The organism is Arthrobacter sp. SAFR-044, assembly GCF_059414985.1.
On record NZ_JBPFDN010000004.1, the window covers coordinates 205,979 to 229,934 of the forward strand.

The following is a 23,956-nucleotide window of genomic DNA, read 5'->3' on the forward strand; positions in this document are numbered from 1 at the left end:
AGGCACAGGCCCGGTCCGGGTTATGTGGATAACCGGACCGGGCCTGCGACCATCACTTCAGGGAAGGAAGGTCAGGACAACTCGCTGGCAGAACGCTGGATCTGGTCCAGCCACGCCTGGCGGGCCTCGAGGGCTTCCTGCGCAGCCTTGATCTTCCGCTGGTCACCGCTCTTCTCGGCCTCGGCGAGGTCTTCCTGAAGTCCGGCAATGGCGGACTCCAGCTGCGACAGCGCGCTGTTGGTGCGTGCCTTGCGCTCCGGGTTGGACCGCTGCCACTGCTCTTCCTCGGCATGGCGGACTGCGTCTTCCACCTTCCGGAGCCCGGCCTCGATCCGGCCCATGTCCGCGCGGGGTACCTTGCCGGCCTCTTCCCAGCGGTCGCGGACGGACTGGAGTGCCTTCTTGGCGGCTGCCAGGTCCTTCACCGGCAGGATGCCGTTGGCCTCGGCCAGCAGCGACTCTTTCACGGTGAGGTTCGCAGCGTATTCCTGGTCGATCTCGTCGTTGGCAGCCTGCCGGGACGTGAAGAAAACATCCTGCGCGGCGCGGAACCGTGCCCACAGGGCGTCATCATCCTTGCGGCTTGCCCGCGGCGATGCCTTCCACTGGTCCATCAGGCGGCGGTACTCGCCGGCGGCGTAGCCCCAGTCCGTGGACGTGGACAGGGCCTCGGCCTCGGCGATCAGCTTTTCCTTGGCAGTCTTGGCCGCAGAATTGTTGCTGTCCAGCTGGGAGAAATACGCCCGGCGGTGACGGTCGAAGACGGTGCGGGCCGCCCGGAAGCGCTTCCAGAGGGCGTCCTCGTTGCTGCGGCCCAGCCGCACGCCGCTCTTCTGGGCTGCCTTCCAGTTCTCGAAGAGCTCGTTCATCCGGGCGCTGGAGGTCTTCCACTGGGTCTGGGCGGGATCCTGGCCGGAAATCTGCTCTGCCTCGGCAACAATCGCCTCACGCGCTGCAAGCTCGGAAGCGCGCACGGCATCGTGCTCGGCCTTTTCGACTCTCTCCAGCTCGGCGATCTCGCCGGCAAGCTTGTCCAGGCGCGCCTCGGCTGCGCGGAGGTCGCCCACCATGTTCCGTTCAGCGAGCTGCTCGCGCAGGTGCGTGACCGTCTTCTGCATGTCGGTGCTGGGAGCCTTGGAGCTGACGCGCTGCTCGAGGAGCACGATCTGGGCCACGACGTCGTCGTACTTCCGGGCAAAGTAGATCAGCGCCTCATCGCCGCTCACACCGGGGTACTGTCCCACGGGGTGCTCGCCGCCGTCGATATTCAGGTAGACGTGGCCGTCCCCTTCCACCCGGGCCCACTTGGAGGCCTCGGCCACCGACGTGCTGGGCGCGGCGGGAACCGGAGCGGCAGCGGGGGCAGCGGCTGCAGGCTTGGGACGTGACGCGAAGGCAGCAGGCGACGGGGCGGACGGCCGGGGCCCGGGAGCCGGTGGGGCTGCTGGGGCTGACGCGGACGGTTCGGCGGCAGTGGTTCCACCGGCCTGGTCTTCTGCCGTATGACCGGCGCCGGCCTCTTCCGGGGCACCTTCTTCCGGGGCACCCTCTTGCGCAGCGCCCTCTTCGGAAGCGGTGGCTTCGGGGTTCACAGGTGCCTGCTCGGCTTGTGCAGCAGTATCGGTAGCGTCGCTGGCGGCCGGAACCGTTGAGTCGGTTGCGCCTGTTGCTGTTTCGTCGGATTTCTGACTGTCTGTCACCGCTAAAAGTCTTTCGCTTGGAGGGAAATACTCACGTACTGCACCGCGGCCTTGCCGGCCCGGCTCCTACTTCAGAGAAAACGAGTCTATCGTGACTGGTTGTTTTGGCGCGCCGTCCGTGTCGCTGGCTCCCGGCGTGATGCCTGCGGCAGCAATGTTCGCCACCACGTCAAGCCCCGAGGTCACTTTGCCCACCACGGTGTAGCCGCCCGCAGCGTCTGCCGGGATGGCTGTGTCCTTGTAGACAATGAAGAACTGTGTCCCGTTGCCGTAGGCATTGTTGCCGGTACGGGCCACGGCGATGGTGCCGGCGGGGTACATGTTGTCAGCGGGGGTGTTCTCCAGCGGACCCCATGTGTAGTTGGGGTCACCCTGGCCGTCGCCAGTGGGTGAACCGCACTGCAGTACGCCGAATTGTTCCCCGGTGGTGAGGCGGTGGCACGTCTTGCCGTTGAAGTAGCCTTCGTCGCTGAGGGACTTGAAGACGGCGGCGGCCTGCGGAGCCTTGGTTCCGTCCACCTCCACGCCGAGCGGGCTGCCGTTCAGCAGCAGTTGGCCAGTGAACGTCTTGCCCGCGGCGGTGTCCGCGGCCGGGATGTTCGGCCCGTTGGTTGCCGCAGCGGATGGAGTGGCGGACGCGCTGGCCGAAGCGGATGGCTCCGTCAGCCCTGCCTGCGCGGCCGCATACTCGTCCTCGGTCGGGTTCCCGGCGAACGCCGTGAGTTGAAGGACGACGGCGAGCACAACGGCGGCGGTTCCCGCACCGGCGGCCACGAAGTTGTCGCGCTTGCGCCGCTTCTCCTGGTCGCGCCGGAGGTCACGCTTGGCTTCCATTTGCTGGATGCGCCGTCTCGTTTCGCGGGCACTGCGTGGACTGGCCGGCAAGGGTCCTCCTCATCGTCGGGCTGCTGGTGCCCCGGGGTTGGCCGCGGCGCGCAGGAAATACAAGCCAGGCCGTGCAGGTCCGCCGCATTAGAGATGCACACGGATGACGCATAAACTGGCTGCCGCACATAGTTTATGCATGGCTGGCTGTGCTGCCGCCGAACCCCGTCTTTGAACGGTGTGGCCGCCAGTGCCGCCGCGCCTTCCATCCCTAAGGAGAACCTTCCCCATGGCACGCACAGCCTCCCTGTCCGGATTCCCCGAGTGGCTTCCCGAGGAGCGGCTGGTGGAGCTGCATGTGCTCGATACCCTGCGCCGGATCTTTGAGCTGCACGGGTTCACCTCGATCGAAACCCGGGCAGTGGAGACGGTGGGCCAGCTGCTCCGCAAGGGGGAGATCGACAAGGAAGTGTACGGACTCAGCCGGCTCCAGGAGGACGAGAGCGACAACCCCGTCAAGGGCGGCAAGGCGGATCCCAACGCGCTGGCCCTGCATTTTGACCTGACGGTTCCCTTTGCCCGCTACGTCGTGGAAAACGCCGGCTACCTCGCTTTCCCGTTCCGCCGCTACCAAATCCAGAAGGTGTGGCGCGGCGAGCGGCCCCAGGAAGGCCGGGCCCGCGAGTTCACGCAGGCGGACATCGACGTGGTGGGCGACGGCGAGCTTCCGTTCCGTTACGACGTCGAGATTGCGCTGGTCATCGCCGAGGCCCTCAGTGCCCTGCCCATCCCCGACTTCCGGCTCCGGATCAACAACCGCAAGCTCGCCGAAGGGTTCTACCGCGGCATCGGCCTCGATGACACTGCAGGCGTGCTCCGGAGTATCGACAAGCTTGAAAAGATCGGTCCCGCCAAGGTGGCCGAACTGCTGAAGAGCGAACTGGGCGCTTCTGATGACCAGGCCGCCAAGGCGCTGCAGCTTGCAGCCATCCGCACGGAAGACACGTCCTTCGTGGCGCAGGTCCGGGCCTTGGGCGTCAGCAACGATCTCCTGGATGAAGGCCTGGACGAACTCGAACAGGTCATCGACGCCGCCGTCCAGCGGGCTCCCGGCAAGGTCCTGGCAGACCTCAGCATCGCCCGCGGACTGGACTATTACACGGGCACCGTGGTGGAAACCGTGCTGGTGGGCCACGAACAGCTTGGCTCCATCTGCTCCGGCGGCCGGTACGACGCCCTGGCGTCCAAAGGCAACCGGAAGTTCCCGGGCGTCGGCCTGTCCATCGGCGTCACCCGCCTGGTTTCCCGGATCCTGAGCCAGGACCTGGCCAAAGCCTCCCGCTCGGTTCCCACCGCAGTGCTGGTGGCCCTGAACCACGACGACAGCTGGGGCGGTGCCCAGGACGTCGCCGCCCTGCTGCGCAGCCGGGGGATTCCCACCGAAGTGGCGGCCAAGGCCGAGAAGTTCGGCAAGCAGATCAAGTTCGCCGACCGGCGGGGGATCCCGTTCGTCTGGTTCACTGACGAGGACGGCACGCACCAGGTCAAGGACATCCGCACCGGCGAACAGGTGCTGGCCGCCCCCGAAACCTGGATGCCGCCGGTGGAGGACCTGACGGTGCAGGTGGAGACAACCGCGACCGCAGCAGCTTCGGTCTAGCCGGACACTTAGGGCCTGGGCTGGTGCTGCCGGAAACGCAGCACCAGCCAGCGCCCGGCCAGACCGGCCCCGAGAACGGCTGCCATGGTCAGGACCGAGGCCGCCGGCAAGGTGAAGGCCAGGACGATGCATCCCAGGAAACCCACGGCGTTCAGCCAGCGGGGAGCGTAGCCGGGGTGGCTCGCCAGGGTGAAGGCGGACGCGTTCGCCACTGCGTAATACACCAGCACGCCGAAGCTTGAGAAGCCCACCACCGTCATCACGTTGGTGGTCAGCAGCAGCAGGATGACGACGGCGGCCACGGCAAGTTCCGCCACGAACGGAACGGTATGGGTGCCGCCCAGCCTTGCCAGCGGGCCTGGAAGGTCACCTTCCCGCGCCATGGCGAGGGTGGTCCGCCCCACGCCCGTGATCAGCGCGAGGAGGGCGCCCAGGCACGCGGCGGCTGCGCCCGCCTGCACCAGTGGCGCGGCAACGGCCAGGCGGGAATCCAGAACAGCGTCCAGCAGCGGTGTTCCGGACAGGGCAAGCCGCCCTCCGAGGTGGGCCAACAGGAGCACTGCCAGCAGCAGATATATCGCAAAAGCGCCCGCCAGGGCCGCCAAAATGGCCCGGGGGATGGTCCGCGCCGGATTCCTGACCTCTTCGCCCAGCGTGGCGATCCGGGCATAACCGGCGAACGCGAAAAACATGAGGCCGGCCGCCGGCAGGACACCCGCCGGATTACCCGACGGCGGCCCGGCAAGTTCCGCCCCGGCGTGCGGGCCCAGCACGGCGGCGATGGCAACGAACACCAGCGTTGCCAGGACCATGCACAGCAGGATCCGCGTCAGCAGGGCGGTCCGGGTGATACCGAGCAGATTAACAGCTGTGAGCGCCACGACGGCGGCCACAGCGACCGGGACCTCATAATCCCGGGACACATAGCTGCCGAACGTCAACGCCATGGCCGCGCAGGAGGCCGTCTTGCCTGTGACGAAACCCCAGCCGGCCAAGAAGCCCGGCCACTCGCCGAGCTGTTTCCGGCCGTACACGTAGGTTCCGCCGCTGGTGGGATACCTGGCGGCGAGGGCGGCAGACGCCACGGCGTTGCAGTATGCCACCACTCCCGCGACAAGTACCGACAGGACCAGCAGGTTTCCGGCCAGCGCGGCGGCCGGAGCGAAGACCACAAATACCCCGGCGCCGAGCATGGACCCGAGCCCGATGGCGGTGGCGTCGAAGGTCCCGAGCCTGCGCTGCAGCTGCTGCGGTTCGCCCATGCGGCGGCATTCTCCTTCCAGCGGGTAAACTCGGACGGGATCGTTCCCGCAACGATCATATTGAACTTCCCACTGTTTTCCCGCAGAAAGGCGTGCTGTGCTGCGCACACATGACCTCGGATCCCTTCGTTCCGAGCACATTGGACAAACCGTAACCCTGGCCGGCTGGGTGGGCCGCCGTCGTGATCACGGTGGTGTGGCATTCGTTGACCTTCGCGATGCTTCCGGCGTGGCCCAGGTGGTGGTCCGCGAGGAAGAAGTGTTCCACGGACTGCGCAACGAGTACGTCCTGCAGGTCACGGGAACCGTGTCCAAGCGTCCGGAAGGCAACGAGAACCCCGCGCTGGCCACCGGCGGGATCGAGGTCATCGCCGAGGACGTCACCATCCTCAACACCTCCGACCCCCTGCCGTTCCAGATTGACGAACACGTCGAGGTGGGCGAGGAAGCCCGCCTCAAGCACCGCTACCTGGACCTGCGCCGTCCCGGCCCCAGCCGCAACCTGCGCCTCCGCTCCGAAGCCAACCGGGTGGCGCGCGACCTGCTCCACCAGGAGGGCTTCGTGGAGATCGAAACGCCCACGCTGACGCGTTCGACGCCGGAAGGCGCCCGTGACTTCCTGGTTCCGGCACGCCTGGCGCCGGGTTCCTGGTACGCCCTTCCGCAGTCCCCGCAGCTCTTCAAGCAGCTGCTGCAGGTGGGCGGGTTCGAGAAGTACTACCAGATTGCACGCTGCTACCGGGACGAGGACTTCCGTGCGGACCGCCAGCCGGAATTCACCCAGCTGGACATCGAGGCCAGCTTCGTTGACCAGGACGACATCATCCGGCTGGGCGAGAACATCGTCAAGGCAGTGTGGCAGCTCATCGGCGCCGACATCCCCACCCCCATCCAGCGGATCACCTACGCCGACGCCATGGCACGCTACGGCTCGGACAAGCCGGACCTCCGCTTTGGCCAGGAACTGACCGAGCTCACCGAATTCTTCAAAGACACCAACTTCGGCGTGTTCAAGGCCCCCTATGTGGGTGCCGTGGTCATGCCCGGCGGTGCTTCCCAGGCACGCCGCGCCCTGGACGCCTGGCAGGAATGGGCCAAGCAGCGCGGCGCCAAGGGCCTTGCCTACGTCCTGTACAAGGAGGACGGCGAGCTCGCGGGCCCGGTGGCGAAGAACCTCACCGAGATCGAACGTGCGGGACTGGCCGACGCCGTGGGCGCCAAGCCCGGCGACTGCATTTTCTTCGCCGCGGGGGAGAAGACCCCGTCGCGGGCCCTCCTGGGTGCTGCCCGGGTGGAAATCGGCCACCGCACCGGCCTGATCGATCCCACCGACTGGGCTTTCTGCTGGGTGGTGGACGCGCCCATGTTCGAGCCCGCCGCCGCTGCCGTTGCCTCCGGCGATGTCGCTGTCGGCGGAGGCCAGTGGACCGCCGTGCACCACGCCTTCACCTCGCCCAAGCCGGAATTCCTTGACACGTTCGACAAGGATCCCGAGTCGGCACTCTCCTACGCCTACGACATTGTCTGCAACGGCAACGAAATCGGCGGCGGTTCCATCCGTATCCACCAGCGCGACGTGCAGGAGCGCGTCTTCGAACTGATGGGCCTGGACAAGGAAGACGCGCAGACCAAGTTCGGGTTCCTGCTGGAGGGCTTCAAGTACGGCGCACCCCCGCACGGCGGTATCGCCTTCGGCTGGGACCGTGTGGTGTCGCTGCTGGCAGGAGTCGAGTCCATCCGCGACGTCATCGCCTTCCCGAAGTCCGGCGGCGGCCACGACCCCCTCACGGAAGCTCCGGCCCCCATCACGCCCCAGCAGCGCAAGGAGGCCGGCGTGGACTTCAAGCCCGAGGCCAAAAAGCCGGACGCGAAGAAACCCGAAGACAAGCAGTAGTACACGGCCAGCGGCCCCAGGCCGCAATCATTGGAGGTTCCCCGGTCCGCCCGGGGGACCTCCTGCCGTTAAGGAAGGACAGCCCTGTGGCCACACCGAACCGGGTCCAGCCCGTACCCTCCGGCCTTGAAGCCGCCATGGACGCAGCGTGGCCCGCTCTGGAACGCCATGATGCCGGAGGCTGGATGCTTCGGGCCGCCGCAGGCGTCACCCAGAGGGCCAACTCCATCTGGCCACGCAGTGCACCTTCCAGTGACAAACAGTGCAGTGACGAACAGTGCAGCGACGACCTCCCGGGCCTGCTCAGGGATGCCAGGGCCTGGTACCGCAGCCGCCGGCTGCCGGTCATCTTCCAGCTCTTCGACACCCCAGCAGCGTCTGCGCTTCACCAGCTGCTGGACTTGGAGGGCTTCAGCCGCCAGTCCGAAACCCTGGTCATGACCCGCAGCGCGATGGACACACGGATTCCCGCAGGCGCCAGGCCGGCGGTGGAACTCTCATCGGAGCCGTCAGGGGAATGGCTGCGGGTCTGGTGGCAAGTGGACGGCCGCGGCGGGGAGGACTCCCTGTCCGTCGCCGAAACCATCCTCAAGGGCTGTCCCTCGGTGTATGCCCTGGTTCGTGACGGCGATGGCCGGGCCGCCGCCGTCGGGCGCCTTGCCCTTCCCACCCGCAGCCGGAAGGGCGGCCTGTACTGCATGGCCACCCTGCCGCAAGCCCGTCGGCAGGGCTTTGCGGCTGTCATCGTTCAGGCCCTGCTGCAGGCCGGTAGCGAGCAGGGCATAGACGGCTTCTGGCTGCTGGTCACAGCGGCGAACCATGGCGCCCAGGAACTTTATGCGAAGGCCGGTTTCCGAGAAACCTGCCGCTACCTGTACCGGCAGGAACGCCCCCGGCGCGCACCCACTGGTTGCTGACAACAAGGACGGCCGGCTAAACCGCCGGATCCGTCACCGTAACCCGCACCGAGCAGGCATCTGCCGCGGCCTTCTTCAACACGGCTGCGCGGGGCTCGGCGACGTCCAGGTAGGGGAGGCGGGGCAGGCGGGCGTAATCACGCAGGGCGGGGTCCTGGAGGACCAGGTCAGCCAGGGCCCTGTCGCCGCCGGGCACCACGTACTCGAAAGCTGCCGTGCGGAAGACTTCCGCCGCCTGCTGTGCCACGGCCGCCACCAGGGCGTCCGCCTGGTTGGAACGGCGGCGGGCAAACCGCTGCTGGGACTGCCCGCCCGCCGCAGTGCGGGACTGCACATACCGGGTCCCTGCCTTGGACGCCAGGAGCATGCCTTCACTTGCCACGGCGACGCCGTAACCGCCCCGGCGCACCAGGAGCAGCCCCAGCCGGCGCGGCTGCGATGCCAGGGATGCGAGACGCTCCAGCGGACCGCTGCCCCGGCCAGGACGTCCGTCTGCCCGCCACGGCGCCTGCAGGAGCGCCTCGGTGCCGTCGCCTGCCACAAGGCGGAGGCCGTCTTCGCCATCCTGCAACCGGTAGCCGCCGTGGGAAGAACCGAAACGCTCAGCCCAGCCGGACAGCCGGGGACCGGACACGAAGGCAGTCCGGACCGAGGTCGGGCTCCCGGCGGAAGCAGAGGCAGGCATGGGGCCTTCCTTGGGGCGTTGGGGAAAAGCAGCGGTGGACTGGAAGTAGCCTATCTATGTGGATGATCTCTTCGGCAACGGGCCAGAAAACGACGACGACGATGGTCCCGTCGCGGGGGAAACCCCCGGTTCCCGGGGGCAGGGTGCCCGGGGTCCGGGTTCGCGCGGTGCGGCTTCGCCGCGGAGTCCGCTTGCCGTACGCATGCGGCCCCGCACCCTGGACGAAGTGGTGGGCCAGCAGCACCTGCTTGGCCAGGGGTCGCCGCTGCGGCAGCTGGCAGCCGGGGCAGGCGCTGATGCCGCCGGTCCGGCCGGACCCAGCTCCCTGATCCTCTGGGGCCCTCCCGGCACCGGTAAGACCACCCTGGCGCACGTGATTGCGCGCGGGCCCGGCCGGAAGTTCGTTGAGCTGTCCGCCATCACCGCCGGCGTCAAAGACGTCCGCCGCGTCATGGACGACGCCCTGACGGCCCGAGACCTGTACAAAACGACCACCGTGCTGTTCCTCGATGAAATCCACCGCTTCAACAAGGCACAGCAGGACGCCCTGCTGCCCGGCGTCGAAAACCGCTGGGTGGTCCTGGTGGCTGCCACCACCGAAAATCCCTCCTTCTCTGTTGTCTCGCCGCTGCTGTCCCGCTCCCTGCTCCTCACGCTCAAGCCCTTGACCGACGCCGACATCGAGGGCCTCCTCGTGCGGGCCGTGGAGGACCCGCGCGGGCTGGGCGGCAAGGTCCGGCTCAGCGATGACGCGCTGGAACACCTGGTCCGGCTGTCCGGCGGCGACGCCCGCCGGGCGCTTACCGCCCTGGAGGCCGCGGCCGGCGTCGCTTTTGGTGACGCGGACGACGTCGAACGTTCAGTGGGGGAGGAAGGCGCACCTTCCGAACCTGCCTCCGAGGAGCCGGTCACCGTGGAGCTGCGCCACACCGAGCGCGCCCTGGATGCGGCCGCCGTCCGCTATGACCGCGCCGGCGACCAGCATTACGACGTAACCAGCGCCTTCATCAAATCAATCAGGGGATCGGACGTGGACGCGGCCCTGCACTACCTGGCCCGGATGCTCGAGGCGGGGGAGGACCCCCGGTTCGTGGCCCGGAGGATCGTCATCTCCGCGGCGGAGGACGTAGGCATGGCAGACCCCACGGCGCTGCAGACCGCCGTGGCAGCAGCCCAGGCGGTGCAGCTGATCGGCATGCCCGAGGGCCGGATCATCCTGGCCGAGGCCGTGGTCCACCTCGCCACCGCCCCGAAGTCGAACGCCGCCTACATGGGCATCAACAAAGCGATCGCGGACGTGCGGGCCGGCCTCGGCGTCGGAATTCCAGCGCACCTTCGCGATGCCCACTATCCGGGATCCAAGCAACTGGGCCACGGCGTCGGCTATAAGTACGCCCACGACGCGCCGCACGCGGTGGCCACCCAGCAGTACCCGCCGGATGACCTGGTGGGCCGGGACTACTACCAGCCCACCGGCAACGGCGCTGAACGGGACATTGCCCAACGGCTGGAGCGCCTGCGGAGAATTGTCCGGGGCAAGTAGGGGCGTGGTAAGCTGAATCTTTGTCTGGCAAGGCGCGGACGCACAATCTCCCCAATTCAGGTTGGCAAGGTTATGCCCTGTGCCCAGTAGCAAAAGGCAGCGGTTGGCCGATGCTCTCCATCGTGGAGGCCAGTAACACTGACACACCGCAGATATTGGAAGGACACAAGTGGCTAACAACACTCGTGCTCGCCGTCAGGCCCGCCTCTCGCGGTCCCTCGGCATTGCTCTGACCCCCAAGGCCGCCAAGTACATGGAGCGCCGCCCGTACGGCCCCGGTGAGCATGGCCGTGCCCGCAAGAAGCAGGACTCCGACTACGCCGTACGCCTGCGCGAAAAGCAGCGCCTGCGCGCCCAGTACGGCATCCGCGAAGCACAGATGACCCGTGCCTTCGAGGAAGCCCGCCGCACCAAGGGCCTGACCGGTGAGAACCTCATCGAACTGCTCGAAATGCGCCTTGACGCCCTGGTCCTGCGTGCCGGCTTCGCCCGCACCATCGCCCAGGCCCGCCAGCTGGTTGTGCACCGCCACATCATGGTTGACGGCGTCCGCGTTGACCGTCCGTCGTTCCGCGTCGGCGAGGGCCAGCTGGTCCACGTCCACAGCCGCAGCGAGACCATGGTTCCGCTCCAGGTTGCCGCAGCCGGCGCCCACCGCGACGTCCTGCCTGCCGTTCCGGCCTACCTGGACGTCAAGCTGGAAGCCCTGCAGGCCCGCCTGGTCCGCCGCCCCAAGCGTTCCGAGATCCCGGTGACCTGCGAAGAGCAGCTCGTCGTCGAATTCTACGCACGCTAAATCCCAGCAGCGTACCCAAAGAAGCCCGTGGCAAGCGCCGCGGGCTTCTTTGTATGTAAGGTACTTGGGGGACATCTGCGCAGCGCCCCTTGCGGGCGTACGCAGGATGGAACCCACCCACGGAATTTCGAGGAGATGAACGTCTATGTCTGGTGGCGATATTGCCGGCCTGATCGCTGCCGGGGTGTTCGCGCTCCTGGTCCTGCTGCTTGCGGTCCCCATCCTGAAGCTTGGAAAAGTCCTCGATGAGGTACGGACCACCATCAGGTCCCTCAGCGACGGCGCGACGCCCCTGATGGACGAGGTCACGGCAACCGTTTCCACCACCAACCAGCAGCTGAAGAAGGTGGACGGCATCTCGTCGAACGTCTCGGATGCGTCCGCCAACATCTCCGCACTGTCCTCGCTGGTCGCTGCAACCGTTGGTTCGCCGCTGATCAAGGTTGCCGCCTTCAGCTACGGCGTCCGCAGTGCCTTCGCCAACCGCCGGAAGCCCGCCGCCGGGCGCCGCAGCCGCTAGATCCGAAAAGAATAAACATGAAAAGAATTGTCTGGATGGGAATCGGCGTGGCCATCGGCGTCATTGCCTTCCGAAAAGTGAGCCAGGCGCAGGCCACCCTAGGGCCGGAGGGCCTCAACCGCACGGTGGGACGGCTGGCCGACGGGGTCTACGACTTCGCCGACGCCGTCCGCGCAGGAATGCGGGAACGGGAAACCGACCTGAGGACCGCCCTGGGCATCGAGTCCGCGGAAGTGGTCCGCCGCTAAGCCCGAACGGGCATGTCACTGGCAGCAAGCCGACAACCGGCAGGACCCCCTACCCGGGATCCCGCCACCTGAACGAAATTCCCGTGCCGCCCGGCGGCGCGGACCAAGAAGGGTAAGTAAACAGCTCATGAAGTCGCAGGAGATCACAAAGCGCTGGGTGGACTTTTTTGTCAGCAAGGGCCACACGGCGGTTCCCTCCGCATCGCTGGTCTCCAGCGACCCCTCGCTGCTGTTCACGGTGGCCGGGATGGTCCCGTTCATTCCCTACCTCACCGCCCGCGAGGAAGCGCCCTACTCCCGCGCCACCAGTGTCCAGAAGTGCATCCGCACCGGCGACATCGAGGAAGTGGGCAAGACTGCCCGCCACGGCACCTTCTTCCAGATGTGCGGCAACTTCTCCTTCGGCGACTACTTCAAGGAAGACGCCATCAAGTTCGCTTGGGAGCTGCTCACCAAGAGCGTTGACGACGGCGGCTACGGCCTTCCGCCCGAGCGGCTGTGGGTGACGGTCTACGAGGAGGACGACGAAGCCGAGGAACTGTGGCTGAAAAACACCGGCGTCCCCGCTGAGCGCATCCAGCGCATGGGCAAGTCGGACAACTACTGGTCAACAGGCCAGCCCGGCCCGGCCGGTCCCTGCTCCGAGATCTACTACGACCGTGGACCGGCCTACGGCGTCGAAGGCGGGCCGCTGGCTGACGAGAACCGCTACGTCGAAATCTGGAACCTGGTGTTCATGCAGTACCAGATCGAAAACGTGCGCTCCAAGGTCGACTTCGACATTGTGGGCGAGCTGCCCAAGAAGAACATCGACACCGGCCTGGGCATGGAACGCCTCGCGATGATCCTGCAGGGCGTCGAGAACATGTACGAGACCGACCAGGTCCGTCCCGTGATCGACAAGGCTGCGGAACTCTCCGGCAAGGACTACACCTCGGCGGAAACCGAGGACGACCCCCACCACACGGATGATGTCCGGATGCGCGTTGTGGCCGACCACATCCGCTCGGCATTGATGCTGATCTCCGACGGTGTGACCCCTTCCAACGAGGGGCGCGGCTACGTCCTGCGCCGCCTGATCCGCCGTGCCGTCCGTTCCATGCGCCTCCTGGGCGTTGAGCAGGCCTGCCTGCCGGAGCTGCTGCCGGCCTCCCGCGACGCCATGAAGGGCGTGTACCCCGTGGTGGCCACCGACTTCGACCGGATCAGCCGCATTGCCTACGCCGAAGAGAAGGCGTTCCTGCGTACCATTGCGTCCGGCACTGCCCGGCTTGAGGACGCAGTCAAGGAATCCAAGGCAGCCAACAAGCCGCTGTCCGGCGAGGATGCCTTCACCCTGCATGACACCTACGGCTTCCCGATCGACCTCACCCTTGAGATGGCCGAAGAGGCCGGCCTGAAGGTGGACGAAGCAGCGTTCCGCAGCCTCATGCAGGAACAGCGCCAGCGCGCCCAGGCCGATGCCAAGGGCAAGAAGGGCGGCCACGCCGACGTCAGTGTCTTCCAGGAGATCCTGGGCCAGGGCGAGACCGTCTTCACCGGCTACACCGAACTCGAAGGCGAGTCACGCGTCCGCGGGCTGCTCAGCGCCGGCCGGCAGGTCCAGCAGGCGGCCACCGGCGACGAGATCGAACTCGTGCTCGCCGAAACCCCGTTCTACGCCGAGGCCGGTGGCCAGGCCGCGGACACCGGCCTGATCACCGGCGACGGCTTCGTCGTCGAGGTCCTCGACGTCCAGCGCCCCGTGAAGGGACTGAGCGTGCACAAGGCGATCGTCCGCGAAGGTGAAATCGGCGCCGACTCCCTGGTGCGCGCCGCCGTCGACCGTGAACGCCGGCACGCCGCGGAGCAGGCGCACACCGGCACGCACATCGTGCACGCTGCCCTGCACCAGATCCTCGGGCCGGAAGCCACCCAGCGCGGTTCCTTCAACAAGGCCGGCTACCTGCGCTTCGACTTCGCCTGGGGCGAGGGCCTGAGCACGGCCACGCGGTCCGAGATCGAAGAGGTTTCCAACCTTGCCATCCGCAACCACTACACGGTGGAGACGAAGATCATGGCGCTGGCCGAGGCCAAGGCCATGGGTGCCATGGCGCTCTTCGGCGAGAACTACGGCAGCGAAGTGCGCGTCGTGGAGATCGACGGCGCGTGGTCGCGCGAGCTGTGCGGCGGCACGCATGTCGCCAACACCTCGCTGATCGGCAGCCTGTCCCTCCTGGGCGAGCAGTCCGTAGGTTCAGGAAACCGCCGCGTGGAGGCGTTCGTTGGCATGGAGGCGTTCCGCCACCTTGCGGCTGAGCGCGCCCTGGTGACCGAGCTGACCGACCTGCTGAAGGTTCCGTCCGGCCAGCTCGCGGACAGGATCTCCGCCACCCTGGCCAAGCTCAAGGCCACCGAAAAGGAACTGGACCGCCTCCGCAAGGAACAGCTGGCCGCTGTTGCCGCCCAGCTGGTGGACAGCGCCAAGGATGCCGCCGGCGTCCGGGTGGTGGCCCACGATGCAGGAAACGTCAGCGGGGCCGACGACCTGCGCGGCCTGGCCCTTGACCTCCGTAACCGCCTCGGTTCCGCGGCTGCCGCCGTGGCCGTGGCCGGCGTCGCCAACGACCGCCCCCTGATCCTGGTGGCCACGAACGAGGCAGCCAGGGAGGCCGGCGTCAAGGCCGGTGCCCTGGTCCGGGTTGCTGCCGGCGTGCTCGGTGGCGGTGGCGGCGGCAAGGATGACGTTGCCCAGGGCGGCGGAACCGATGCCGGAAAGGTCGGCGCTGCGCTGGCCGCCGTCGTCGACGCCATCTCCAGGCGATAATCCAGCCATGACCGATGCTGTTGCTGCCGGCGGCTACCCCCAGGGCGTGAAGCTGGGGGTAGACGTCGGCACCGTCCGCGTGGGCGTGGCCATCTGCGACCGGGACTCGATCCTGGCCACGCCCTACAAGACCCTTGACCGGAACGCCAGGAAAAACTCGGACGTGCGCGTCATCGCCAAGCTGGCGGAGGAGCTGGGCGCCGTGCAGGTCATTGTTGGCCTGCCCAGGACCATGAAGGGCGAGGAACACGCCTCGGCCAGGATGGCCACGGACTACGCCCTGCTCCTTGCGGCCGAGCTTGCCGGCCGTGGCCTGGCAGTTCCGGTCAACCTGGTGGACGAACGCCTCAGCAGCGTTTCGGCCCACCGGAACCTGCATGAAGCTGGCATGAGCAGCAGGGATCACCGTAAAGTAGTTGATCAGGTCGCGGCGGCCGGTATTCTTCAGCACGCCATCGACATGCAGAAAGCCAGGGGAGCGGATGTCGGCTCACGCGTGACAGCGCCATCCCCGTCCGTGGACCTGGGGGCCGGTGGGGTGGACCAGCCCGTCCGCGCCGTCCCCGCCGACACGGCCCAATCTTCAGATAATGGAAGGCAACAGTGAGCCCTGCCAACATTGACGACACCTCCGGACCGCTGGATCCCGGGGCCGCAAGGCCGCTGACCCGCAAGGAACTGCGGGCCCGGGAGAAGAGCCTCAATACCGGAGGCCACGATGCCGTGCCCGAGCAGGCCTATGAATCCGGCGATGTCCCGCCGGAGCCCGCATCGCCCCCGGCTGCCGCGTCTCCCGCAGCCGAATCAACATACGCTCCGCTTCCCGCCGCCGGTGATGTTCCGGCCGCGCCGGAAGCGCCCCCGTCCATCCAGGAGCACGACGGCGTCCAGCACCACCCGGACGACGTCCACTATGCAGGCGGGCACCACGACCTGGTGGACCACGACGCCGTTGGGCACCACGACGACCTGGCGCACCACGACACCGTTGAGCACCACGACCTTGTGGACCATGACGACCTGGCGCACCACGACGTCGTCCCGGAAGAACACCATGCCGACGCGCACCTTCACCACGAGCCCGTCATGCACCACCAGGAAGGCGTGCACGACGACCATGCGTACCACTCTGCCGGGTACCACGAGGATCCCCATGCGCACGGCCCGCACCAGGACGCGGGCCACGAACTGCTTCCAGGTTCATCGGCAGCGCCGGTAGTGCGGCCGTCCAAAAAGGTGCGGCGCCGCCGCAGGCTGCTGGCACTGTTCCTGACACTGGCCGTCTTTGTGACCGCAGTAGCCGTGGGCGCCCAGTTCCTCAAGCCACTCCTGGGCAGCGGCAAGCCCTCTGACTTCCCCGGTCCCGGCTCCGGTGAGGTGCACGTGACCGTAGCCAGCGGCGAAGGAACCAGGTCCGTAGCCACCGAACTGGAAAACCAGCGGGTCGTCGCCAACGCTGACACTTTCATGCAGGCATTCCACGCTTCAGGGGCAACATTGTCTCCGGGCGACTACGTCTTCAAGAACGAAATGAAGAACGCGGATGCCGTCAATATCCTGGTTGGCAAGGACAAGACCAAAGTCATCTACTTTGCCCTAAGCGCGGGCCTGCGCATCAGCGAGTCCTTGCAGGCGATCTCCGAGGGATCCGGAGTGTCCATGCAGCAGTTGCAGGCGCTTAGCAACCAACCCGCCCAGTTCGGCCTGCCCGCCAATGCCAAGAACCTTGAAGGCTACCTGGCGCCCGGCGAGTACCGGTTCCCCCTCGGCACCCCCGCCAAGGACATCCTGCAGGCCCTGGTGAAGGCCACAACCGATGAGCTGGTTTCACAGGGCATCACCGACCCTGCCAAGCAGTACGAGGCCGTCATTGTGGCAAGCATCGTCCAAGCCGAGGGTGGCCAGGCCGACTACGGCGACGTGGCCGGCGCCATCTACAACCGCCTCAAGCCCAACGACCAGACCGGCGGCTTCCTGCAGGTTGACTCCGCCGTCACCTACGGCCTTGGCACCCGCAGCTTCAACTTCACCGATGAGCAGCGGCAGGACAAGTCCAACCCGTACAACACCTACGCAAACCCCGGCCTGCCCCCAGGACCCATCGGCTCACCCGGCAAGACCGCCATCGACGCGGCCGCCCGGCCAAAGACCAATGACTACCTGTACTGGGTGACCATCAACCTGGACACCAAGGAAACGAAGTTCGCCAAGACGCTTGCCGAACACAACGCCTACGTGGAGCAGTACAACGCGTGGTGCCAGGCCAACGCGGGCCGCTGCACATGAGCCTGCGGGCCGCCGTCCTGGGCCACCCCATCAGCCACTCAAAGTCCCCGGCGCTGCACCTCTCAGCCTATGGGAAGCTGGGCGCGGGCATCAGCTACACAGCCATCGACGTGACGGAGGCGTTGCTGCCGTCCTTCATGCGCCAGATACGGAACCAGCCGGGCTGGCGGGGGCTCTCGGTGACCATGCCGCTGAAGACGGCCATGCTGGGCGAGGTGGACGAGGTACGGGGTGTGGCACGCACCCTCGGCGTGGTGAACACCGTCACGTTCGAGGAATCCGCCGGCAGCGTGAAGACCGTGGGCTCCAACACGGACGTGACGGGCATCGTCAACGCCCTGTGCCACGCCGGCACGCAGGCAGCACCGTCTGCCGTCGTCCTCGGCGGTGGTGGAACAGCGGCATCAGCCGTTGCAGCCCTGAAGGAGCTGGGCACCGGGACCGTGCAGGTCTTTGTCCGCGATGCCTCCCGGACAGCAGACGTCCGCTCCGCCGCGGACAGCCTGGGCGTGGACCTCGACGTCCGTCCGCTGGCAGGTGCCGCCGGCCCCACGGCGGAGGCCGACGTCGTCATTTCCACACTGCCGCCCCGCGCGGCAGACGGGCTCGCCGCGGAAATTGCGGCGTTGAAGACCAGGACGCCCGGCGTCCTCCTCGACGTCGCCTACGACCCGTGGCCGAGCCTCATCGCCTCCGTATGGCAGGCCGGTGGCGGCGCCGTGGTGCCCGGTCTGGAAATGCTCCTGTACCAGGCGGTGGAACAGGTGCGGCTCTTCACCCGGCGCGGGGAAGACGTTAATGCAGCTGTCATAGATGTGATGTGTGACGCAGTCGGCCTTGCCCGGCGGGCGTTGTGACCGCCCTACGTGGCAGGATGGAAATTATGCGTTGGTTGACTGCCGGTGAATCCCATGGCCCGGCTCTGATGGGAATTATTGAAGGCGTCCCCGCCGGTGTTGAAATCACCGGGGGCCACATCGCAGACTCCCTGGCACGCCGCCGGCTTGGCTATGGACGCGGTGCGCGGATGAAATTCGAGCAGGACGTGGTCACGATCCTCGGCGGCGTCCGGCACGGCCTGACCCAGGGCGGTCCCGTCGCCATCCAGGTGGCGAACAGCGAATGGCCCAAGTGGGAGCAGATCATGTCCGCCGACCCGGTGGAGCCCGAACTCCTCGCCGACCAGGCACGGAACGCGCCCCTGACCCGGCCGCGTCCTGGGCACGCCGACTTCACGGGCATGCAGAAATACGGCTTCGATGAGGCCCGGCCGGTGCTGGAGCGTGCAAGCGCCCGCGAAACGGCCACCCGCGTGGCGCTCGGCACGGTGGCCGCACAGTTCCTCAAGCACCTCGGCATTGAACTCGTCAGCCACACCGTGTCCATCGCCAGCGTGACCGTCCCGGAGGGCCGCCCGCTGCCTGTGCCCGGTGACGTCATTGCCCTGGACTCTGATCCTTTGCGCTGCTTCGACCGCGAAACTTCGGACGCCATGGTGGCCGAGGTGGACGCCGCGCACAAAGAAGGCGAAACCCTGGGCGGCGTGGTGGAAGTCCTCGCTTACGGGCTGCCGCCGGGACTGGGCAGCTACGTGCACTGGGACCGCCGGCTGGACGGCCGGCTGGCCGCGGCACTCATGGGCATCCAGGCCATCAAGGGGGTGGAGGTCGGCGACGGCTTCCTCACTGCCGCCCGCCGTGGCTCCGCCGCGCACGACGAGATCGTCAGGGACGGCGAAGGCCGCATTGTCCGGGCCAGCAACCGCGCAGGCGGCATCGAGGGCGGCATGAGCATCGGTGACGTCCTCCGGGTGCGCGCAGCCATGAAGCCCATCGCCACCGTTCCGCGTGCCCTGCGGACCATCGACGTCAGCACCGGCGAACCGGCCAAGGCACACCACCAGCGCTCCGACGTCTGTGCGGTTCCGGCTGCCGGTGTGGTGGCCGAGGCCATGGTGGCCCTGGTACTCGCTGAGGCCGTCATCGAGAAGTTCGGTGGTGACTCAGTGGTGGAAACCGCGCGCAACATCAAGGGTTACCTGGACAACATCCCGGCATCCCTGGACTCGATCGGCCAGTAGTGCCCCACCGCAGCAGTCCCGGGCCCCTCGGCGGCCGGCCGATAGTGCTCATCGGTCCCATGGCCGTGGGCAAATCGGCCATCGGCCAGCAGCTCGCCCAGCAGTTGGGGGCCCGGTTCATCGACACCGACGCGGTGATCGTTGCCGGCCATGGATCGATCGCCGATATCTTCGCAGGGCGCGGCGAGCACGCGTTCCGGGAGATCGAGGCCCGGACCGTGGCTGATGCCGTAGAGGAAGCAGAAGGGACCTCCACCGTTATCTCGCTGGGCGGCGGCGCGGTACTTGACTCGGGCACGCAGCAGCTCATCAGCCGCTGCACCGTTGTGTACCTGGAGTGCGACGCCGATACCGTGGTTGACAGGATCGCCCGGAACTCCGGCCGTCCGCTCCTCGCGGGCGACGCCATGGGCCGGTGGACGGCCATGTTCGCCACCCGCAGGCCGGTCTACGAGAGGCTGGCCGACATTACCCTGGACGTCCGCCACGGCTCGGTATCCGAGCTCGGCGGCCGGCTGGAAGCAGCACTGCGGAACCACGCAGCTGCCAAACAGGAAGTTGAAAAGTGAACACGCAATCAACAGTCATCAACGTCACCGGCGAAGGTGCCGGCAACAACTACGGCGTCGTCGTCGGGCGCGGCCTGCTTGGTGACCTTCCCGGGCTGCTGGGCGAGCGGGTCCGCCGGGTCCTGGTGATCCACCCCCGCGCCCTGCGCCTCACCGGTGATACTGTCCGCGACGAACTCGCCGCCGCCGGCTTCACGTCCCTCACCGCCGAAATTCCGGACGCGGAAGAGGGCAAGCACATCCAGGTGGCCGCATTCTGCTGGCAGGTCCTGGGCCAGAACGACTTCACGCGTTCGGACGCCATTGTTGCCGTGGGCGGGGGAGCAGTCACCGACCTTGCCGGCTTCGTCGCCGCCACCTGGTTGCGCGGCGTCAAGGTCATCCACATGCCCACCAGCCTCCTGGGCATGGTGGACGCCTCCGTGGGCGGCAAGACCGGCATCAACACTGCCGAAGGAAAGAACCTGGTGGGGTCCTTCCACCCGCCCGCCGCCGTCCTGGCGGACCTGGACACCCTGGACACGCTGCCGAAGAACGAGATCATTTCCGGCCTGGCCGAGGTGATCAAGTGTGGTTTCATCGCTGATCCGGCCATTCTGGACCTGGTGGAAAAGGACCCGGCCGCAGTGGTGGACGCCCGGTCCGAGGCGCTCCGCGAGCTGATCGAGCGGGCCATCGCCGTGAAGGCGCAGGTGGTCTCCGAGGACCTCAAGGAGTCCGGGCTGCGGGAAATCCTGAACTACGGCCACACCCTGGGCCACGCCATCGAACTGGTGGAACGCTACTCCTGGCGGCACGGCGCCGCGGTGTCCGTGGGCATGATGTTCGCCGCGGAACTTGCCCGCAGCGTGGGGCGGCTCAGCGATGCCGACGCCGACCGGCACCGGAGCATCCTGGACGGGCTGGGGCTTCCGGTCACTTACCGGCGGGACCGCTGGCAGGGGCTGCTGGACGGCATGCGCCGCGACAAGAAGTCCCGCGGCGACCTGCTGCGCTTCGTTGTCCTGGACGGCATCGCCAAACCGGGAATCCTCGACGTCCCGGACACGTCGCTGCTGTTTGCGGCCTACCAGGAAATTGCTTCCTGATGCAGGGCGATATAAGCGGAACCGCCGACTGGCCCGAGGCCGGGTTCCCGGGCATCCGGATCAACCCGGATTCCCTGCGGCCGCAGATCGTGAACGAGGACGCCGTCCGGGACGCCCTGGCCGCCTCCACTGATCCCGCCGACCCGATCTTCGTGCTGCTGGTTGAGGGCCACGCGTCCGACGCTGCCGAACTGCTGGCCGAAGCCCGGTTCAAGGATCCGGAGTCATTCCGGCTGCGCGTGTTCGAGGCGGAGGTGCTGAGCGTCTCCCACCGGATGGACCGCGCCATCGAACTGTTCCGGCAGCTGGTGGCCGAGGTGCATGGAACCTCACGGGAAGCGCTGGCACTGCAATACCTGGGGCGGACGCAGTATGCCGCGGGACAGACCGCCGCGGCCGTTGAGTCCTTCTCCAAGGCCTTGGACCTGAGGGTGGCGCAGTCCGCAGATGCCGCCCAGATCTACTCTTCCACCGTGGCCCTGCAGCGGGCCCGGGACGTCCTGGACCTGGCCTGCTGATCCGGCGGGCAGTGTGCCCGGAAAGGCCGGCCGGGATTTACCGGTAGAATGGTTGTGGAATTTTTGCATCCACGCGATTTTTGACAAACACGTGCAGGCGGGCCGTTTCGGCGTGCCCGCCCGGTATACAGCATCTGACCACGCGGCCAGACAAAGAAACCAGAGGAAACCAGTGGCAACCACTAACGACATTAAGAACGGAACGGTCCTGAAGCTCGAGGGCCAGCTCTGGAACGTCATCGAATTCCAGCACGTCAAGCCCGGCAAGGGCGGTGCCTTTGTCCGGACCAAGATGCGGAACGTGATGTCCGGCAAGGTTGTTGACAAGACGTTCAACGCCGGGCTCAAGATCGAAACGGCAACCGTTGACCGCCGCGACTACCAGTACCTGTACCAGGACGGCGCGGACTTCGTCTTCATGGACACCTCCGATTATGACCAGATCACCGTGTCCGGTGCCACGGTTGGCGACGCCACCAACTTCATGCTCGAGAACCAGATGGTCAACATCGCCATCCACGACGGCAACCCCCTTTACATCGAACTGCCGCCGAGCGTTGTCCTCGAAATCACCTACACGGAGCCGGGCCTGCAGGGCGACCGCTCCTCGGCCGGCACCAAGCCCGCCACCCTGGAAACCGGCTACGAAATCCAGGTCCCGCTGTTCATCGAGAACAACACCAAGGTCAAGGTGGACACCCGCGACGGCAGCTACCTGGGCCGGGTTTCTGAGTAGTGAGCGCCCGCGGTAAAGCCCGCAGCAGGGCACTGGATGTTCTTTTCGAAGCGGAGCAGCGCTCTGTTTCGGCGTTCGACGTGCTCCGGGCACGCCGGGAAAAGACCGACCAGGTGGTCAACCCCTACACCCTGGAAATCGTCGAAGGGGTCGTGTCCCAGCAGGCGGCCATCGATGAGTTCCTTGAGACCTACTCACAGGGCTGGACCCTGGAGCGCATGCCGTCCGTAGACCGCATCATCCTGCGCATCGGCACCTGGGAGCTTTTGTACAACGACGACGTCCCTGACGGCGTGGCGGTCAGCGAGGCTGTTGCGCTGGCCAAGACCTTGTCCACGGATGAGTCTCCGCAGTTCATCAACGGCCTCCTGGGCCGGCTGCAGCAGCTGAAGCCTTCGCTGCTCGCCTAGCCTCCCCGCAGGTCAACGCGAAAGGGCCCCGCCGCCGGCGGGGCCCTTTCGCGTTCCCACGGGTTCCGGTTCAGCCGGCAACGGCCGCCCGCAGTGAGAGGATGCGCTGGAGCTGCTGCCTTTCCTCGGCCTGGTGCAGTGGCACGTCCCGTCCGCTCAGGATGCGCTGCCGGGTATTGGCAAGCTGGGTGGCTGCCTTCAGGAACTGCTTCATCTGCCGCTTCCGGCCGGAGTTCGCAGCCCAGGCCAGGGCAGTTCTCCGGCCGCCCACAGTGGCCATCAGCTGGACCTCGGCCGGCGTAAACCAGCCCGCCGCCGAATACTCCATCAGCCGTTGGCGCGTCAGCCGCTTCTCGGCCACCCGCAGGAAGATGATGCCGCCCACGGCCAGAACGAAGATGGGCACCTGGACCACGATGTAGTCCAGCAGGAAGCCCTGGCCCATGCTGTTCCACCTGTTGTGCAGGAACATGGCCGGCAGCAGTCCCACGAAGAACGCGCCCACGGAGGCGCCGGTGTGCCAGCGCCGGGCGGCGAAACCCATGACAAGGCCGGTGGTGCCGGTGAAGATGGCATGTGCGAACGGGGACATGACCCCACGGAGGAAGAAGACCTGGGCGAAGTCGCTGGCCGGTGACGCGGACTCCGCAATGGCCCGGCCGAAATAGAGGATGTTCTCCGTGAAGGCGAATCCGCCGGCGATGGTGAATGCGAACACCACGCCGTCCACGGGGCCGTCGAACTGCCGCCGCGCCGCGAGGAGGAGGATCAGCAGGCCAAGCGACTTCGCAAATTCCTCGACGACGGGGGCCTGCACTGTTGCCATGTAAGTCTGCAGGTCGGGCTGGTCGGTGAACTGGAATGCAATGACGAAGAATGGCTGGATCAGCAGGGTGACGGCGACGGAGACCGCCGCGCCCCACGTGAAGGCGAAGAACAACAGGCGTTTCGGCTCCGGCTCCCACCGGTCGATGATGTGGACCGCCGTCAGGACCAACGCCAGCGGGACCAGGGATGCCAGGAAACCAATCAGGAACCCTGCGGCCCCGGTATTGGACAGAAGGAACGGCACCACCAGGAACAGGCTCAGGAAGGCAAGCACGCCGCCGGCCAGCGACAGCCCCACCAGCCCGCCGCGGGTGCGCGACGCGTGGAGCACCGTTCCCGGGGCCTGGGCAGGCACCATGACGGCCAGCGGCTGGCCCTGGTGACCCGGGGCAGCCCGGTAATGTTCCGGGTGCACGTGGCCCATCCAGGTGGGGTTGGCCTGCTGGGGCAGGGGGCGGTTGTCGCCGCGGTAGGGGTCGTTGGGGAGCCCGGAGGGAGGTTGCTGCGGGTACGTCGGCATACCCGAAAGCCTAAGCGGGTGCTGCCGCGCCACCAAGGATCGCGGTGTCCAGGCCTCACGAATGT

The 23,956-nt window shown here is 67.0% G+C and carries 22 protein-coding genes; 17 read left to right on the forward strand and 5 right to left on the reverse strand.

Features of this window, described 5'->3' with window-relative positions:
• Positions 1–71 precede the first annotated feature (71 nt).
• Positions 72–1,700 (reverse strand): DUF349 domain-containing protein, encoded by a 1,629-nt coding sequence (locus ACR65J_RS08310; protein ID WP_440167720.1) that lies wholly within the window; start codon positions 1,698–1,700, stop codon positions 72–74.
• Positions 1,701–1,766: 66 nt separating this feature from the next.
• The gene (locus ACR65J_RS08315) at positions 1,767–2,585 is read right to left on the reverse strand and encodes a peptidylprolyl isomerase (protein ID WP_440167722.1); all 819 of its coding nucleotides are present in this window, start codon (positions 2,583–2,585) and stop codon (positions 1,767–1,769) included.
• A gap of 229 nt (positions 2,586–2,814) precedes the next feature.
• Here ACR65J_RS08315 and hisS point away from each other — a divergent pair, with 229 nt between their 5' ends.
• The gene (gene hisS, locus ACR65J_RS08320; protein WP_440167724.1) at positions 2,815–4,185 is read left to right on the forward strand and encodes a histidine--tRNA ligase; all 1,371 of its coding nucleotides are present in this window, start codon (positions 2,815–2,817) and stop codon (positions 4,183–4,185) included.
• Between the two features lie 8 nt (positions 4,186–4,193).
• On the opposite strand, the gene ACR65J_RS08325 is transcribed toward hisS, so the two are convergent.
• Positions 4,194–5,447, reverse strand: coding sequence for an APC family permease (locus ACR65J_RS08325; protein WP_440167726.1), 1,254 nt, complete (start codon positions 5,445–5,447; stop codon positions 4,194–4,196).
• A 97-nt stretch (positions 5,448–5,544) separates the two neighbouring features.
• Here ACR65J_RS08325 and aspS point away from each other — a divergent pair, with 97 nt between their 5' ends.
• Both aspS and ACR65J_RS08335 read left to right on the forward strand, forming a co-directional pair.
• Positions 5,545–7,341, forward strand: coding sequence for an aspartate--tRNA ligase (gene aspS, locus ACR65J_RS08330; RefSeq protein ID WP_440167728.1), 1,797 nt, complete (start codon positions 5,545–5,547; stop codon positions 7,339–7,341).
• Between the two features lie 137 nt (positions 7,342–7,478).
• The gene (locus ACR65J_RS08335; protein ID WP_440168010.1) at positions 7,479–8,258 is read left to right on the forward strand and encodes a GNAT family N-acetyltransferase; all 780 of its coding nucleotides are present in this window, start codon (positions 7,479–7,481) and stop codon (positions 8,256–8,258) included.
• A gap of 16 nt (positions 8,259–8,274) precedes the next feature.
• On the opposite strand, the gene ACR65J_RS08340 is transcribed toward ACR65J_RS08335, so the two are convergent.
• Complete coding sequence (locus ACR65J_RS08340; RefSeq protein ID WP_440167730.1) at positions 8,275–8,943, reverse strand: acVLRF1 family peptidyl-tRNA hydrolase; 669 nt, start codon at positions 8,941–8,943, stop codon at positions 8,275–8,277.
• Between the two features lie 58 nt (positions 8,944–9,001).
• Here ACR65J_RS08340 and ACR65J_RS08345 point away from each other — a divergent pair, with 58 nt between their 5' ends.
• From ACR65J_RS08345 to nusB, 14 genes are all read left to right on the forward strand, one after another.
• Complete coding sequence (locus ACR65J_RS08345; protein WP_440167732.1) at positions 9,002–10,486, forward strand: replication-associated recombination protein A; 1,485 nt, start codon at positions 9,002–9,004, stop codon at positions 10,484–10,486.
• A gap of 169 nt (positions 10,487–10,655) precedes the next feature.
• A complete protein-coding gene (gene rpsD, locus ACR65J_RS08350) occupies positions 10,656–11,282 on the forward strand; it encodes a 30S ribosomal protein S4 (protein ID WP_009357431.1) in 627 nt (208 codons plus the stop codon).
• A 145-nt stretch (positions 11,283–11,427) separates the two neighbouring features.
• On the forward strand, positions 11,428–11,802 hold the full coding sequence (locus ACR65J_RS08355; RefSeq protein ID WP_440167734.1) for a DUF948 domain-containing protein: 375 nt from the start codon (positions 11,428–11,430) through the stop codon (positions 11,800–11,802).
• Between the two features lie 17 nt (positions 11,803–11,819).
• On the forward strand, positions 11,820–12,050 hold the full coding sequence (locus ACR65J_RS08360; RefSeq protein WP_440167736.1) for a DUF6167 family protein: 231 nt from the start codon (positions 11,820–11,822) through the stop codon (positions 12,048–12,050).
• A 127-nt stretch (positions 12,051–12,177) separates the two neighbouring features.
• Positions 12,178–14,856 (forward strand): alanine--tRNA ligase, encoded by a 2,679-nt coding sequence (alaS, locus tag ACR65J_RS08365; RefSeq protein ID WP_440167737.1) that lies wholly within the window; start codon positions 12,178–12,180, stop codon positions 14,854–14,856.
• A gap of 7 nt (positions 14,857–14,863) precedes the next feature.
• Positions 14,864–15,463 (forward strand): Holliday junction resolvase RuvX, encoded by a 600-nt coding sequence (gene ruvX / locus ACR65J_RS08370; RefSeq protein ID WP_440167739.1) that lies wholly within the window; start codon positions 14,864–14,866, stop codon positions 15,461–15,463.
• The gene (gene mltG / locus ACR65J_RS08375; RefSeq protein ID WP_440167741.1) at positions 15,460–17,142 is read left to right on the forward strand and encodes an endolytic transglycosylase MltG; all 1,683 of its coding nucleotides are present in this window, start codon (positions 15,460–15,462) and stop codon (positions 17,140–17,142) included. Before ruvX ends, mltG begins: the two co-directional genes overlap by 4 nt.
• On the forward strand, positions 17,139–17,999 hold the full coding sequence (locus tag ACR65J_RS08380; RefSeq protein ID WP_440168012.1) for a shikimate dehydrogenase: 861 nt from the start codon (positions 17,139–17,141) through the stop codon (positions 17,997–17,999). Before mltG ends, ACR65J_RS08380 begins: the two co-directional genes overlap by 4 nt.
• A gap of 23 nt (positions 18,000–18,022) precedes the next feature.
• Entirely contained in the window at positions 18,023–19,222 is a 1,200-nt protein-coding gene (aroC, locus tag ACR65J_RS08385; RefSeq protein ID WP_440168013.1) for a chorismate synthase, read from the forward strand.
• Positions 19,222–19,791, forward strand: a complete 570-nt coding sequence (locus ACR65J_RS08390; protein WP_440167743.1) for a shikimate kinase — start codon at positions 19,222–19,224, stop codon at positions 19,789–19,791. Before aroC ends, ACR65J_RS08390 begins: the two co-directional genes overlap by 1 nt.
• Complete coding sequence (gene aroB, locus ACR65J_RS08395) at positions 19,788–20,879, forward strand: 3-dehydroquinate synthase (protein WP_440167745.1); 1,092 nt, start codon at positions 19,788–19,790, stop codon at positions 20,877–20,879. Before ACR65J_RS08390 ends, aroB begins: the two co-directional genes overlap by 4 nt.
• Positions 20,879–21,397 carry a tetratricopeptide repeat protein gene (locus ACR65J_RS08400; protein WP_440167747.1) on the forward strand — a complete coding sequence of 173 codons (519 nt, stop codon included), beginning with the start codon at positions 20,879–20,881 and terminating at the stop codon, positions 21,395–21,397. Before aroB ends, ACR65J_RS08400 begins: the two co-directional genes overlap by 1 nt.
• Before the next feature lie 172 nt (positions 21,398–21,569).
• Positions 21,570–22,133 carry an elongation factor P gene (efp, locus tag ACR65J_RS08405; protein ID WP_141160347.1) on the forward strand — a complete coding sequence of 188 codons (564 nt, stop codon included), beginning with the start codon at positions 21,570–21,572 and terminating at the stop codon, positions 22,131–22,133.
• Complete coding sequence (nusB, locus tag ACR65J_RS08410; protein ID WP_141160348.1) at positions 22,133–22,543, forward strand: transcription antitermination factor NusB; 411 nt, start codon at positions 22,133–22,135, stop codon at positions 22,541–22,543. Before efp ends, nusB begins: the two co-directional genes overlap by 1 nt.
• A 70-nt stretch (positions 22,544–22,613) precedes the next feature.
• Here nusB and ACR65J_RS08415 read toward each other — a convergent pair whose 3' ends face one another.
• Positions 22,614–23,891, reverse strand: coding sequence for a PrsW family intramembrane metalloprotease (locus ACR65J_RS08415; protein ID WP_440167750.1), 1,278 nt, complete (start codon positions 23,889–23,891; stop codon positions 22,614–22,616).
• Between the last annotated feature and the right edge of the window lie 65 nt (positions 23,892–23,956).

Coding starts and splice junctions, on each gene's coding strand:
- hisS (WP_440167724.1), top strand. CDS start 2,815: ATGGCACGCACAGCCTCCCTGTCCGGATTCCCCGAGTGGCTTCCCGAG.
- ACR65J_RS08325 (WP_440167726.1), bottom strand. CDS start 5,447: ATGGGCGAACCGCAGCAGCTGCAGCGCAGGCTCGGGACCTTCGACGCC.
- ACR65J_RS08335 (WP_440168010.1), top strand. CDS start 7,479: ATGGACGCAGCGTGGCCCGCTCTGGAACGCCATGATGCCGGAGGCTGG.
- ACR65J_RS08340 (WP_440167730.1), bottom strand. CDS start 8,943: ATGCCTGCCTCTGCTTCCGCCGGGAGCCCGACCTCGGTCCGGACTGCC.
- ACR65J_RS08355 (WP_440167734.1), top strand. CDS start 11,428: ATGTCTGGTGGCGATATTGCCGGCCTGATCGCTGCCGGGGTGTTCGCG.
- ACR65J_RS08360 (WP_440167736.1), top strand. CDS start 11,820: ATGAAAAGAATTGTCTGGATGGGAATCGGCGTGGCCATCGGCGTCATT.
- alaS (WP_440167737.1), top strand. CDS start 12,178: ATGAAGTCGCAGGAGATCACAAAGCGCTGGGTGGACTTTTTTGTCAGC.
- ruvX (WP_440167739.1), top strand. CDS start 14,864: ATGACCGATGCTGTTGCTGCCGGCGGCTACCCCCAGGGCGTGAAGCTG.
- ACR65J_RS08380 (WP_440168012.1), top strand. CDS start 17,139: ATGAGCCTGCGGGCCGCCGTCCTGGGCCACCCCATCAGCCACTCAAAG.
- ACR65J_RS08400 (WP_440167747.1), top strand. CDS start 20,879: ATGCAGGGCGATATAAGCGGAACCGCCGACTGGCCCGAGGCCGGGTTC.
- ACR65J_RS08415 (WP_440167750.1), bottom strand. CDS start 23,891: ATGCCGACGTACCCGCAGCAACCTCCCTCCGGGCTCCCCAACGACCCC.